The sequence below is a fragment of the Agromyces sp. NPDC127015 genome, assembly GCF_042725165.1.
GTDB lineage: Bacteria > Actinomycetota > Actinomycetes > Actinomycetales > Microbacteriaceae > Agromyces > Agromyces chromiiresistens.
In genome coordinates, this window is sequence record NZ_JBHXDI010000006.1 from 53419 (window position 1) to 66318 (window position 12900).

Annotated in this window: 9 protein-coding genes; 5 read left to right on the forward strand and 4 right to left on the reverse strand. The window is 71.8% G+C overall.

The genetic code is table 11. From position 1 onward, the window contains the following. Entirely contained in the window at nucleotides 1–936 is a 936-nt protein-coding gene (mutM, locus tag ACFWGP_RS17665) for a bifunctional DNA-formamidopyrimidine glycosylase/DNA-(apurinic or apyrimidinic site) lyase (RefSeq protein ID WP_376931482.1), read from the forward strand. A gap of 31 nt (nucleotides 937–967) precedes the next feature. Here mutM and ACFWGP_RS17670 read toward each other — a convergent pair whose 3' ends face one another. Then, nucleotides 968–2035, reverse strand: a complete 1068-nt coding sequence (locus tag ACFWGP_RS17670) for a GNAT family N-acetyltransferase (protein ID WP_376931483.1) — start codon at nucleotides 2033–2035, stop codon at nucleotides 968–970. Between the two features lie 182 nt (nucleotides 2036–2217). Between ACFWGP_RS17670 and smc the strand changes: the two genes are divergently transcribed. Then, entirely contained in the window at nucleotides 2218–5736 is a 3519-nt protein-coding gene (smc, locus tag ACFWGP_RS17675) for a chromosome segregation protein SMC (protein WP_376931484.1), read from the forward strand. A 34-nt stretch (nucleotides 5737–5770) separates the two neighbouring features. Here smc and ACFWGP_RS17680 read toward each other — a convergent pair whose 3' ends face one another. Together ACFWGP_RS17680 and ACFWGP_RS17685 are read right to left on the reverse strand one after the other, a co-directional pair. Further along, entirely contained in the window at nucleotides 5771–7432 is a 1662-nt protein-coding gene (locus ACFWGP_RS17680) for an alpha-amylase family protein (protein ID WP_376931485.1), read from the reverse strand. After that, nucleotides 7429–8397: a TIGR03885 family FMN-dependent LLM class oxidoreductase gene (locus tag ACFWGP_RS17685; protein WP_231430732.1), complete on the reverse strand. Its 969-nt coding sequence runs from the start codon at nucleotides 8395–8397 to the stop codon at nucleotides 7429–7431. Before ACFWGP_RS17685 ends, ACFWGP_RS17680 begins: the two co-directional genes overlap by 4 nt. Before the next feature lie 146 nt (nucleotides 8398–8543). Here ACFWGP_RS17685 and ftsY point away from each other — a divergent pair, with 146 nt between their 5' ends. The 3 genes from ftsY to ffh all read left to right on the forward strand — a co-directional run bounded on the left by ftsY (nucleotide 8544) and on the right by ffh (nucleotide 11607). Beyond that, nucleotides 8544–9419 (forward strand): signal recognition particle-docking protein FtsY, encoded by an 876-nt coding sequence (ftsY, locus tag ACFWGP_RS17690; protein ID WP_231430733.1) that lies wholly within the window; start codon nucleotides 8544–8546, stop codon nucleotides 9417–9419. Nucleotides 9420–9444: 25 nt separating this feature from the next. Further along, entirely contained in the window at nucleotides 9445–9933 is a 489-nt protein-coding gene (locus ACFWGP_RS17695) for a DUF2004 domain-containing protein (RefSeq protein WP_231430734.1), read from the forward strand. Between the two features lie 93 nt (nucleotides 9934–10026). Further along, nucleotides 10027–11607 (forward strand): signal recognition particle protein, encoded by a 1581-nt coding sequence (gene ffh / locus ACFWGP_RS17700; RefSeq protein WP_231430735.1) that lies wholly within the window; start codon nucleotides 10027–10029, stop codon nucleotides 11605–11607. Between the two features lie 57 nt (nucleotides 11608–11664). Here the strand turns inward: ffh and ACFWGP_RS17705 are convergent, their stop codons facing one another. Continuing rightward, nucleotides 11665–12810, reverse strand: a complete 1146-nt coding sequence (locus tag ACFWGP_RS17705; RefSeq protein WP_376931486.1) for a glutamate--cysteine ligase — start codon at nucleotides 12808–12810, stop codon at nucleotides 11665–11667. Between the last annotated feature and the right edge of the window lie 90 nt (nucleotides 12811–12900).

Below are 12900 nucleotides of genomic sequence, written 5' to 3' on the forward strand. Positions count from 1 at the left end.
TTGCCCGAGCTTCCCGAGGTCGAGGTCGTCCGCGCAGGGCTCGCGCCCGCGGTGACCGGCGCCGTCATCACCGCCGTAGAGGTGCTCGACCGGCGTTCGCTGAAGCGCCACGATCCGGCCGTCGGCGACTTCGAGCGCCTGCTGGCGGGTGCACGGGTGAGCGCGGCCGTGCGTCGCGGCAAGTTCCTGTGGCTGCCGCTCGACGACGGGACCGTCGCGAGCGACCGGGCGGGTGCCCGCGCGATCGTCGGCCACCTCGGCATGAGCGGGCAGATGCTGCTGCGCACGCCCGATCACCCTGGCGACGACCGGCACGCCCGCGTACGACTGAACGTCGAGCACCCCGAGCACGGCGAACTCCGAATCGACTTCGTCGACCAGCGCATCTTCGGCTCGCTCGCCGTCGACCGTATGGGGCCGACCGACGACGGCGAGATCGCCGGGTTCTCGGCGTCGGTCACGGGGGAGTGGGCGCGCTCGATCCCGAGCCAGGTGTCGCACATCGCCCGCGACCCGCTCGACCCGGCGTTCTCCGACGACCTGTTCGCCGCACGGCTCGCACGTCGCGGCAGCGGCATCAAACGCGTGCTCCTCGACCAGGGTGTCGTCAGCGGCATCGGCAACATCTACGCCGACGAGTCGCTCTGGGCGGTGCGACTGCACCCCGAGCAGCTCGCCTCGTCGCTCAGCCGGCGCCGCACGACCGAGCTGCTCGCCGCCGTGCGCGACGTGTTCGGGCGCGCCCTCGTCGAGGGCGGCACGAGCTTCGACGCGCAGTACGTGAACGTCAACGGCGCATCGGGCTACTTCGCGCACTCGCTCAACGCTTACGGGCGCGCGGGCGAACCGTGCTCGCGCTGCGGCACGCCGATCGTGCGCGAGCCGTTCATGAACCGGTCGTCGCACCGGTGCCCGCGGTGCCAGCGGCGGCGATGACGTCCGGCGCGGCTGACCGCCCCTGCCCCGCTCAGCCGCGCTGCCACTCGGCGGAGATCCCGCGGAGTCCGAAGCCCAGCGCGATGTTGATCGCGAGCATGTGCTCGTTCTCGTCGGCGTTCCACGTGTAGACATCGGTGCGTTCGGGGGCGAACTCGCCGAGCAGCACGAGGTTCGCGAGTTTCACGCGCATGCCCAGCCCGTGACCGCGGTGCGCCGCGACGACCAGCGTGTCCGATTGATAGGCGACCGTCTTCCCGGGCGGCAGCAGCAGCTCGGTGTACCCGGCGACGGTGCCGTCGGGGGCGACCGCCGCCTGCACGAGCAGGGAGCGCCCGCCGTCGAGCGAGCGATCCTCGTGGGCGCGAACGCGGGCCGCGTCCCACTCCTCCTCGTCGATCGTCAGGCCGCCCGCAGGCACGTCCAGCGCCATGCGCGCGCGGGCGGCCGCATAGCTCTCGACGAGTTCGTCGGGCGTTCGGTCGACCCAGCCGACGAGCCGATAGCCGGATGCCTCGGCCTCGCGCTCCTCGGACGCGGCGCGGAACTCCTCGAGACGCCCCGCGACCGTGAGTCCGCTCTGCCGCTCGAGCTGTCGCAGCGTGTACCCGTGCCGGGTCGCGAACCGCACGCTCGGCAGGTCGGCCGGGATCGAGGCATCGCCCTGGGGGGCTCGCAACCGCTCGCCGGCTCGCTGGGTCACGGCGATCGGGAAGTCGTCGAAGCCGGCGAACGCCTGGCGTCCAAGCCCGCGGATCACGGCCTCCGCGCGTTCGATCAGCTGCGAACCGATGCCGGCCCGTCGGTACGCCGGGTGCACCTCGACGATGAGATTGCCCACCGTCGCGGCCGGGTCGGCCTCCCAGAACGTCACCACGCGACCCACGCAACGCTCGCCGTCCCACGCGGCGAAGAGCCGTCGCGGCAGGTACTCGTCGCGGTACATGGCGAGGAGCTCCGGGGCGGTGAATGCGAACCGGTCGTCGCCCCAGCGTTCGACCTCGATGGCGGTCATGAACTCGACGACGCGTTCGAACTCGATGGCCTCTGGTGCGCCGAGCGTCGCGGGGAGGGCCACCTCGCGGATCTCGACCGGCATCGGCTGCTCCTCTCGTGCGGGTTCCGACGCATCGGGCCGCCGACCGGGCAGCCGCCCAGACTATCGACCCCGCCCGGCGGCGGCAAGGGCCGATCACCGAAGCGCGGCGCGCGTGCGCGGATCGGCCCCGAACCTCGGATACCGTAGTCGGCAGCGTTCGTGCGGCGAGGAGAGGGTGGAGCGTGTACCTGAAGAGTCTGACGCTCAAGGGCTTCAAGTCCTTCGCACAGCCGACGACCTTCGCCTTCGAACCCGGCGTCACCTGCATCGTCGGCCCGAACGGATCGGGAAAGTCGAACGTCGTCGACGCGCTCGCCTGGGTCATGGGCGAGCAGGGCGCGAAGACCCTCCGCGGCGGCAAGATGGAGGACGTCATCTTCGCCGGCACCTCGACCCGTGGACCGCTCGGACGCGCCGAAGTGAGCCTCACGATCGACAACACCGACGGTGCGCTGCCGATCGAGTACACCGAGGTGACGATCTCGCGCACCCTGTTCCGCAACGGCACGAGCGAGTACGCCATCAACGGCGACCAGTGCCGGTTGCTCGATGTGCAGGAGCTCCTCAGCGACTCGGGCCTCGGTCGCGAGATGCACGTCATCGTCGGCCAGGGACAGCTCGACCAGGTGCTGCGCGCCACTCCCGAGGACCGCCGCGGCTTCATCGAGGAGGCCGCCGGCATCCTCAAGCACCGTCGTCGCAAGGAGAAGACCCTCCGCAAGCTCGACGCGATGCAGACGAACCTCACTCGCCTCTCCGATCTCGCGGGCGAGATCCGTCGGCAGCTGAAGCCGCTCGGCCGGCAGGCCGAGGTCGCCCGCGAGGCGGCCACGATCGCCGCGGTCGTGCGCGACGCGAAGGCGCGCCTGCTCGCCGATGAGGTCGTCGGGCTGCGACGCGCACTCGAGGAGCACGGCAAGAGCGAGCACGAGCGGCACGCCGAGCGACTCGTGCTGCAGGAACGGCTCGAGCAGCATCAGGCGAAGGTGACGGCGCTCGAGCAGGCGCAGGGCGGCGACTCCGTCGACCGTGCCCGTTCGACGAGCTTCGCCCTCGAGCAGGCCCAGGCGAGGCTCCGCTCGCTCGATTCGCTCGCCCGTCAGCGCATCGCGCTCCTCGAGGGCGCCTCGGAAGAGGCGGATGCCTCGCCGAGCGTGACCCGCGAGATGATCGACGCCGCCGTCGCCGAGCTCGAGGGCCTGCGCGACGGCATCGGCGCCGCGGCATCCGCCCTCGACGAGGCGCACGAGACGACCATGCGCACCCGCGCCGAGCTCGACGCCGTCGACCAGGAGATCGCCCGGCAGTCGGCCGAGGTGTCGGCCTACGACCTCGAACTCTCGAAGCTGTCGGGGCAGGCCGACTCGGCCGCCTCGAAACTCGCCGCCGTGCGCGGCGAGGTGCTGCGGCACGCGAATGCGCTCGAGGCGTCGGCCGGCCGACGTGCGGCGGCGGCCACCGCGCTCGCCGAGGCCGAGGCTGCTGCGAGTGTCGAGGAGTCGGCCGAGACCGACCTCGACGAGGCCTACGAGCTGGCCCAGGCCGCGGTCTTCGAGGCGGAGGCCGAGATCGAGCGCATCCGCGAGGAGCTGCACGGCCGCGAGCGCGAGCAGGGGGCGCTCAGCGCCCGCACCCAGGCGCTCTCGCTCGCCCTCGACCAGAAGGACGGCTCGGCCGCGCTCGTCGCCGCGGGCGTCGACGGCGTGCGCGGACTCCTCGCCGAGTCGATGCAGGTCGAGCCCGGCTTCGAGGCAGCGATCGCCGCCGCGCTCGGGTCGCTCGCCGACGCCGTGCTCGTCGACGACCGTGATGCCGCGTACCGGGCGCTCGACCGCGCCGAGGCGGGCGAACTCGGCCGGGTGGCGCTCGCCGTCGCCGAGCCCGGGGTCGAGGCCGCGGCGACGCCGGCCCTCGCCGGGCTCACGCCGGCCGCGTCGGTCGTCACCGCGCCCGCCGGCGTGCGCGGCCTCCTCGCCGAGGTGTTCATCGCCGACGACCGCGACTCGGCTCGCGCCGCCGAACCCGCGCTCGGGGGGCTCGACCGGCCCGCGACCGTGATCACGCGCGAGGGCACCGTCATCGGCCGATACGTCGTGCGCGGCGGCTCCGGGCGCAAGCAGAGCCGCATCGAACTCATCGCCGAGCGCGACCGCGCCGCCGCCCGCCTCGAGGAGGTGCGCGGCGAGATCGAGCGCAGCCGCACCGAACTCGCCGAGCAGCGCCGGCTCGTCGAGCAGTCCAAGGAGCAGTCGAAGCGCGCTCTCGCGGCGCTGCGCGAGTTCGACGCGCAGCTCGCACAGCGCACCGAGCGCCTCAACCGCGCGCGCGTTCAGGCCGAGGCCGCCGAGGCCGAGTCCGAGCGACTGCAGCAGGCGTCGGCGAATGCCGAAGAACGGGTCACGGACGCCGAACGCGCCGCCGACGAGGCGAAGGCCGCCCTCGAGGCGGCACGCGCCGTGCCGCGTCCCGTGCTCGACGTCGCAGCGCGCGACGGGGCGCTCGCGTCGGTCGAGGCCGCCCGCGAGGCCGAGGTCGAGGCGAAGCTCAGGCTCGAGACCGCGAAGGAGCGGGTCCGCGCCGAGGAAGCGCGGATCCGGGCGATGGAGGCCCAGTTCGACCAGGAACGGCGCGCCGCCGACGAGGCGGCGCGGCGCGCCGTCATCCGCCGCGCGCAGCTCGACGCCGCCCGACGCGTCGCCGAGGCGCTGCCGCCCGCGCTCGCGTCGGTCGACGCGTCGGTCGCCGAGGCTCGCGTCGCCCTCGGCCGCGCCGAGGCCGAGCGTGCGAGCCGCAACGAGGAGTTGCAGGCGGTTCGGCGTGAGGAGTCGGTCGTGCGCGAGCGGCTGCACGCGGTCACCGAGGACGTGCACGGCCTCGAGCTGCGCATCTACGAGAAGAAGCTGCACGTGACGGGGCTCGTCGAGCGCGCCGAGTCGGAGCTCGGGCTCGACGAGACCGTGCTCATCGACGAGTACGGTCCCGAGCAGCCGGTGCCGGCCGAGACGGAGGACGGCGAGGCCGTGCCGTTCCGTCGTGAGGAGCAGCAGCGACGGCTCGCCGCCGCCGAGCGCAAGTACGCCCAGCTGGGTCGGGTCAACCCGCTCGCGCTCGAGGAGTTCGCCGCGCTCGAGCAGCGCCACCAGTTCTTGAGCGAGCAGCTGACGGACCTCGCGAACACGCGCAAGGACCTGCTGACGATCATCGAGGAGATCGACGGCAAGATGGAGTCGATCTTCCGCAGCGCCTTCGACGACACGAAGGCCGCGTTCGCCGAGGTCTTCCCCGTGCTCTTCCCGGGCGGCGCGGGCAGCATCTCGCTCACGAACCCCGACGACATGCTCACGACCGGCATCGAGGTCAGCGTCAAGCCCGCCGGCAAGAAGATCGAGCGGCTCTCGCTGCTCTCCGGCGGCGAGCGCTCGCTCGCGGCCGTCGCGCTGCTCATGGCGATCTTCAAGGCCCGCCCCAGCCCGTTCTACATCATGGACGAGGTCGAGGCCGCGCTCGACGACGCGAACCTCGGGCGCCTGCTGACGACCTTCGAGGACCTGCGCGACTCGAGCCAGCTCATCGTGATCACCCACCAGAAGCGCACGATGGAGATCGCCGACGCCCTCTACGGCGTCTCGATGCGCCAGGACGGCGTCTCGGCCGTGGTCGGGCAGCGCGTGCGAGAGGAGCGCGAGCAGCAGGCGAGCTGAGGCGGTCGGGCCCGGGCCCGGCCGATGGGGCCGCTCACGTGAGCCGGCGGTCGTCGGGCTCCACGATGCGGAACCAGCGATAGCCGTACGCGTCGAGGTGGACCTCGATTCGCCCGCGCTCGTCGAGCGGGTAGGTGTCGGGCGCGAACAGGTCGCTCAGCACGGCGTCGGGCGCGACCCTGCCGAGCTCGAGCGGCACGACCGTCGGCGTCGGGGCGAAGTTGTGGACGGCGACGAAGCGGCCGACATCGGCCGTGATGCGGTGCGCGAGCACCTCGTCGAGACCCGTCGACAGCACGTCGAGCACGCCCCAGCCGATCTCGGGGGAGCTCCGGTACCTGGTCGCGAGCTGCTTGATGAAGGCGAGCAGCGAGTCGGGGTCGTGCATCTGCGCCTCGACGTTCACGTGCTCCGGCGCGTAGCCGTCGGCCGGAGGTGCCGCGGCGAGCCGTGAGGGCGTCGCCCGCGAGAATCCGCCGTTGCGCTCGTCGGTCCACTGCATGGGGGTGCGCACGGCCTGCCGGCCCTTCTGCGCGCCGTTCTCGCCCATGCCGATCTCCTCGCCGTAGAACAGCACGGGTGTTCCGGGCAACGAGAAGAGCAGGCTGTAGACGAGCCTGATCCGGCGCGGGTCCCCGTCGAGCATCGGCGGGAGGCGTCGGACGATCCCCCGACCGTAGACGCGCATCCACTCCTCGGGCGCGAACGCCTCGAAGACCTCGTCGCGCTCGGCGTCCGAGAGCTTGTCGAGGGTGAGCTCGTCGTGGTTCCGCACGAAGTTCGCCCACTGCGCCTCGGGCTCGATGCTCGGCCGCTTCGCGAGCGATGCCGCGAGCGGGCGGGCGTCCTCTCGGGCCAGCGAGAGGTAGAGGGCCTGCATGCCGAGGAAGTCGAACTGCATCGTGAGCTCGGCCGCGTCGCCGACCCGCCCGAAGTACTCGAGCTGCTCGGAGTAGGGCAGATTGACCTCGCCGAGCAGGACCGCCTCGCTCGAGCGCCGCTGCAGGAATCGCCGGAGATCGCGGAGGAACTCGTGCGGGTCGCCGACGTCGACGCCGTCTGGCGGCTCGATGAGGAACGGCACCGCGTCGACCCGGAAGCCGGAGACGCCGAGCTCGAGCCAGAAGCCGACGGTCTTGGCGATCTCGTCGCGCACCGCGGGGTTCGCGATGTTCAGGTCGGGCTGGTGACGGTAGAAGCTGTGCAGGAAGTACTGGCCGGCGCGCTCGTCGAACTCCCAGATCGAGTCCTCCTCGCCCGGGAAGACCGCGTTCGGCGTCTTCGGCGGGTCGTCCTGCCAGACGTACCAGTCGCGGTACGGCGACCTCCGGCTCCGCCTGGCCGACCTGAACCAGGGATGCCTCGCCGACGTGTGGTTCATCACGAGATCGACGATCACGCGCATGCCCCGGTCGCGGGCGGTGCGCGTGAACTCGGCGACGTCGCCGAGCGAGCCCAGCCGCGGGTCGACGCCGAGGAAGTCGGTGATGTCGTACCCGTCGTCGCGGTCGGGGGTCGGTTGGAACGGCATGAGCCAGATGCAGGTCACGCCGAGCTCGGCGAGGTGGTCGAGTCGGTGGGCGAGCCCCTCGAAGTCGCCGAACCCGTCGTCGTTCCAGTCCATGAAGGTCTCGACGTCGAGGCAGTAGACGACCGCGGTCTTCCACCAGAGGTCGCTGCGATCCGTGATCCTCATGCTGAGACCGCCTCGAGGTCGGGAACGACGCGCTCGCCGAAGGTGTCGATGAACGCCTCCTGCTCCGTGCCGACGTGGTGCAGGTAGATCCGGTCGACGCCGAGCTCGGCGATGCGCGCCAGGTGCGCGAGGTGGCGCGCCGGGTCGGCCGAGACGAGCAGCGTGGCGGCGACCTCCTCGGGCGTCGCGTCGGCGGTGCGGGCGTCGAAGTCCTCGGGCCGATCGAGCTCCCACGAGAGGTGCGCCGGCACGAGCCCCTGCCGCCACTGGTCGTGGGCGATCGCCAGCGCCTCCCCGTCGGTGCGAGCCCAGCTCAGGTGCACCTGCACGCCGACCGGCCCGCGACCGCCCGCGCCCCGATAGGCGTCGATGAACTCGCGGAGCGCGTCCCGCGGCTGGTCGACCGTGATCACGCCCTCGGCCCAGCCGGCGGCCGCGCGCGCGGTGTCGGCGCTCACCGCGGCGGCGAGGAGCGGCGCCGGCACCACGGGCAGGCTCCACACCCGCGCGCGATCGACGCGGATCCGCCCGTTCGCGGTCACCTCCTCGCCGGCGAGCAGGCGCCGCATGACGTCGACGGCTTCGACGAGCCGCGCGTCGCGATCGTCCTTCGCCGGCCACGGGTCGCCGGTGACGTGCTCGTTGAGCGCCTCGCCGCTGCCGAGCGCCGCCCAGAATCGACCCGGGTACATCTCGGCGAGGGTGGCGATCTTCTGGGCCGCGACGGCCGGGTGGTACCGCTGTCCGGGAGCCGTCACGACGCCGATGGAGAAGCGCGTGGCCTCGAGCGCCGCGCCGAGCCAGCTCCAGGCGTACCCGGACTGCCCCTGTCGGACGCTCCACGGCTCGAGGTGATCGCTGCACATCGCCGCCCCGAAGCCGGCCTCCTCGGCGCGCTTGACGGCGTCGAGCAACCGCCCGGGCGGCAGCTGCTCGTGCGAGGCATGGAATCCCACCGAGGTCATCTGCATCCTTCCGATGCCCCGAGACTCCCGTGGCCCGTCCGTCGTGGCAACCCCTTGCGCGGTCCCGGCCCGCCGGGTAGCGGCTCACGCCCCCGCGCTCCGGGGCACGGCAGTCGCCGAGGCATCCGCCCCCGTAGGCTGGAGCCATGGCAGAACGCGCTTCATGGTCGCTCGGCAACGCCCTGCGTGGCATCTTCGGGGCGAAGACGATCGACGAGGACACGTGGGACGACCTCGAGGCGGCGCTCATCACCGCCGACTTCGGTCCCGCGGTCACCGAGGAGATCGTCGACCAGATCAGGGCGCAGGTCGAGCGGTTCAAGACGACCGACCCGAAGGACGTGCAGCGGATGCTGCGCGAGATCGTCGAAGAGCGGCTGGCGAAGTACGACCCGACGCTGAAACTCACCGAGCGCCCTGCGGTCGTGCTCGTGGTCGGCGTCAACGGCGTCGGCAAGACCACGACGATCGGCAAGTTCGCACGCTTCCTGCGCACGTACGACCGCTCCGTCGTGGTCGGCGCCGCCGACACGTTCCGCGCCGCAGCGGTCGATCAGCTCGCCACCTGGGCCGATCGCGCGGGCGTCGGCATCGTGCGGCCCGAACGCGAGGGCCAGGACCCGGCCTCGGTCGCGTTCCAGACCGTCGACAAGGCCAAGCAGGACGGCACCGAGATCGTCATCATCGACACGGCCGGCCGGCTGCACACGAAGGGCGGGCTCATGGACGAGCTCGGCAAGATCAAGCGCGTCGTCGAGAAGCAGGCCCCCATCAGCGAGGTGCTGCTCGTGCTCGATGCGACGACCGGGCAGAACGGTCTCGCCCAGGCCGAGGCGTTCATCGAGCACGGGGGAGTGACGGGGCTCGTGCTCACGAAGCTCGACGGATCGGCGAAGGGCGGCTTCGTGCTCGCCGTGCAGGAGAAGACCGGCCTGCCGATCAAGCTCATCGGGCAGGGCGAGGGCATCGGCGACCTCACCGGCTTCACGCCGCACGTCTTCGCCCAGAAGCTCGTCGGATAGCGCAAGGACTCGGGAGGAGAGCCCCATGTCGATCGAACACGACTACTTCGGACTCGTCGGCGACTACTGGTCGGAGACGTTCGAGTACGCCGACCAGCGCGTCGAAGTCGTCCTCGACGCCGACGCCGACCTGGTGTCGACGGCGGCGCTCGACGTCGCGTCGGCGATCGTCGGCGAGCTCGAGCTCGTCGACGACGAGCTGCGGCAGGCGTTCGTCAGCCAGCTCGACACCCGCTCCTCGCCGATCGTGCGATTCCTCGACACGATGCTCGACCCAGAGCTCGAGCAGGCTGACGAGATCGAGGCGGCGATCGGCCGCGAGTCGGGCGACCGCCAGGTCGACGCGCTGCGTTCGCTCAGCCTCGTGCGCGTCGACCTGCGGCCCGACGCCGACGAACCCGGCGACGCGTTCGCCGAGTTCGAGTACGCCCTCGCGCCCGACGACACCGACGAGCGACTCATCGCCGCGATCGACCTCGAGCGCGAGATCGTCGACGTCCGCTTCGAGGGCTGAGCGCCCCGCTCGAGGGCCGAACGCCCGGCCGGAGGAGCCGCGTCGGCCCGCGCAGCGGGGAGGCATCCGGACTCGCTTAGAATCGAAGGCACCATGGCTACCTTCGGAAACCTGTCTGACCGCCTCGCCGAGACCTTCAAGAACCTCCGCACCAAGGGCAAGCTGTCCGCGTCGGACGTCGACGGCACCGTTCGCGAGATCCGTCGCGCGCTGCTGGACGCCGACGTCTCGCTCGACGTGGTCAAGCAGTTCACCGCGCACGTGCGCGAGCGCGCGCTCGGCGACGAGGTCAACAAGGCGCTCAACCCGGCCCAGCAGGTCGTGCAGATCGTCAACGAAGAGCTCGTGGCGATCCTCGGCGGCCAGCAGCGCCGCCTGCAGTTCGCGAAGACCCCGCCGACCGTGATCATGCTCGCGGGCCTCCAGGGCGCCGGAAAGACGACCCTCGCGGGAAAGCTCGCGAAGCACCTCGCGAAGGAGGGGCACACGCCGCTGCTCGTCGCGAGCGACCTGCAGCGCCCGAACGCCGTGAACCAGCTCCAGGTCGTCGGGTCGCAGGCGGGCGTGCCGGTGTACGCACCCGAGCCGGGCAACGGCGTCGGCGACCCGGTGAAGGTCGCGAGAGACGGTGTCGCCGAGGCGCGTCGCGCCCTCCACGACGTCGTCATCATCGACACCGCCGGCCGTCTCGGCGTCGACGCCGAGATGATGAAGCAGGCGTCGAACATCCGCAAGGCGACCGATCCCGACGAGGTGCTCTTCGTCATCGACGCGATGATCGGCCAAGACGCGGTCGCGACCGCCAAGGCCTTCCAGGAGGGCGTCGACTTCACGGGCGTCGTGCTCTCGAAGCTCGACGGCGACGCGCGCGGCGGTGCCGCGCTCTCGGTCGCGTCGATCACCGGGCGCCCGATCATCTTCGCGTCGACGGGCGAGGGGCTCGACGACTTCGAGCCGTTCCACCCCGACCGCATGGCGAGCCGCATCCTCGACCTCGGCGACATCCTCACCCTCATCGAGCAGGCCCAGCAGGCCTTCGACGAGGAGGAGGCGATGAAGGTCGCCGAGAAGCTCGCGAAGGAGCAGTTCACCCTCGAGGACTTCCTCGCGCAGATGCAGCAGCTGCGCGGCGCCGGCTCGATCAAGAAGATGCTCGGCATGCTGCCGGGCGCGGGCGGCATGAAGCAGCAGCTCGAGAACTTCGACGAGCGCGAGATCGTGCGCACCGAGGCGATCATCCAGTCGATGACCCCGGCCGAGCGGCAGAACACGAAGCTCCTGAACGGCTCGCGACGCCTGCGCATCGCGAAGGGCTCCGGCATGACCGTGACGGACGTGAACCAGCTCGTGCAGCGGTTCGAACAGGCCGCGAAGATGATGAAGACCGTCGCGCGCGGCGGTGTGCCGCAGATTCCCGGCATGGGGCCGATCCCGGGTGCCGGCGGTTACGGCGGCGGCAAGCGGCAGGCGGCCAAGAACAAGAAGAAGTCGGGCGGCTCGCGTTCGGGCAACCCCGCGAAGCGCGCCGCCGAGAACGCGGCGATCGCACAGGGCGTCACGCCCGCCGGCCAGGGCGCGCCCGCGGGTTCGGGCTTCGGGCTGGGCGGCGCGAAGCCCGACGGGCCGAGCGAGCAGGACCTCGCTGCGATGCAGAAGCTGCTCGGCGGCCGGTAGGCGCCGCCCAGCGCCGGCTGCGCGGCCGGCAGGCGCCGACCGGCGCCCGCACGGGCGTCAGCGGCCGTCCATGCCCTCGCGCAGCTCCCGTGTGAGGTGGGCGACGACGGCTCGCAGGTCGCCCCCGGATGCCTCGGCGACGTGCACCTGCCGCTGCGCGCTGGCCCCCGCCGCGACCATGTGCGCGACCTCCGCGAGTTCGTTCGCGCAGCCGAGGCGCGCTGCGACGGGGGCGAGGGTCTCGACGAGTTCGACGAGATCGGCGGAGACGGGGCGCTCCGAGCCCGAGGCATCCGCGATGACCACGGCCTCGAGCCCGTAGCGGGCGGCCCGCCACTTGTTCTCCCGGGTGTACCAGGGCTGCAGCACCTCGAGCGGCTCGCCGTGGTCGAGCCGGGTCGACATCCATTCGACGAGGCACTGCACGAGGGCGCCGATCGCGCCGAGCTCGCGGGCGGTCGAGACGCCGTCGCACACGCGCACCTCGATCGTGCCCCAGCGCGGCGACGGCCGGATGTCCCAGCGGACCTCGCTGTGGTCCTCGATGACGCCCGTGCGCTGCAGGTCGTCGACGAAGCGCTCGTACGCGGCCCAGTCGTCGAGCCGGTAGGGGAGCCCCGCGGTCGGCAGCTGCTGGAACATGAGCGCCCGGTTCGACGCGTAGCCGGTCTCGACCCCGGCCCAGTACGGGCTCGAGGCGCTGAGCGCCTGCAGGTGCGGCAGGTAGGTGAGCAGGCCGTCGAGCAGGGGCAGCGCCTTGTCGCGATCCTCGACGCCGACGTGCACGTGCACGCCCCAGATCATCATGTTGCGACCCCACCACCGGGTGCGCTCGATGAGCTTGTGGTAGCGCGGCTTGTCGGTGAGATGCTGGTCGTACCACTGGCTGTACGGGTGCGATCCGGCGCAGATGAGCTCGTAGTCGCCGAGCTGCTCGACGACGGTCCGCACCTCGGCGAGCTGGTGCTCGAGGTCGGCGACCGCGGCGGCCACCGTCGCGTGCACGCTCGAGACGAGCTCGACCGTGTTCGTCAGCAGCTCCGAGGTGATGAACGGGTGCTGCCCGCCGGGGCTGATCGCGTCGAGCATGGCGAGCACGCGATCGCCGACAGAGGCGAGCTCGCCCGTGCTGCGATCGACGATCGCGATCTCCCACTCGAGACCGACGGTCGAGCGCGGCGACCGGGCGAACTCGATCGACATGGACGGCCCTCCTCGGGCGGGTCGCCCGACCCGCCCCGTGCGGCAATCATGACACGGCCGAGACGGTCGGGGCGGGGTGCGACGCCGCGT

Coding starts and splice junctions, on each gene's coding strand:
- ACFWGP_RS17670 (WP_376931483.1), bottom strand. CDS start 2,035: ATGCCGGTCGAGATCCGCGAGGTGGCCCTCCCCGCGACGCTCGGCGCA.
- ACFWGP_RS17680 (WP_376931485.1), bottom strand. CDS start 7,432: ATGAGGATCACGGATCGCAGCGACCTCTGGTGGAAGACCGCGGTCGTC.
- ACFWGP_RS17685 (WP_231430732.1), bottom strand. CDS start 8,397: ATGACCTCGGTGGGATTCCATGCCTCGCACGAGCAGCTGCCGCCCGGG.
- ftsY (WP_231430733.1), top strand. CDS start 8,544: ATGGCAGAACGCGCTTCATGGTCGCTCGGCAACGCCCTGCGTGGCATC.
- ACFWGP_RS17695 (WP_231430734.1), top strand. CDS start 9,445: ATGTCGATCGAACACGACTACTTCGGACTCGTCGGCGACTACTGGTCG.
- ffh (WP_231430735.1), top strand. CDS start 10,027: ATGGCTACCTTCGGAAACCTGTCTGACCGCCTCGCCGAGACCTTCAAG.
- ACFWGP_RS17705 (WP_376931486.1), bottom strand. CDS start 12,810: ATGTCGATCGAGTTCGCCCGGTCGCCGCGCTCGACCGTCGGTCTCGAG.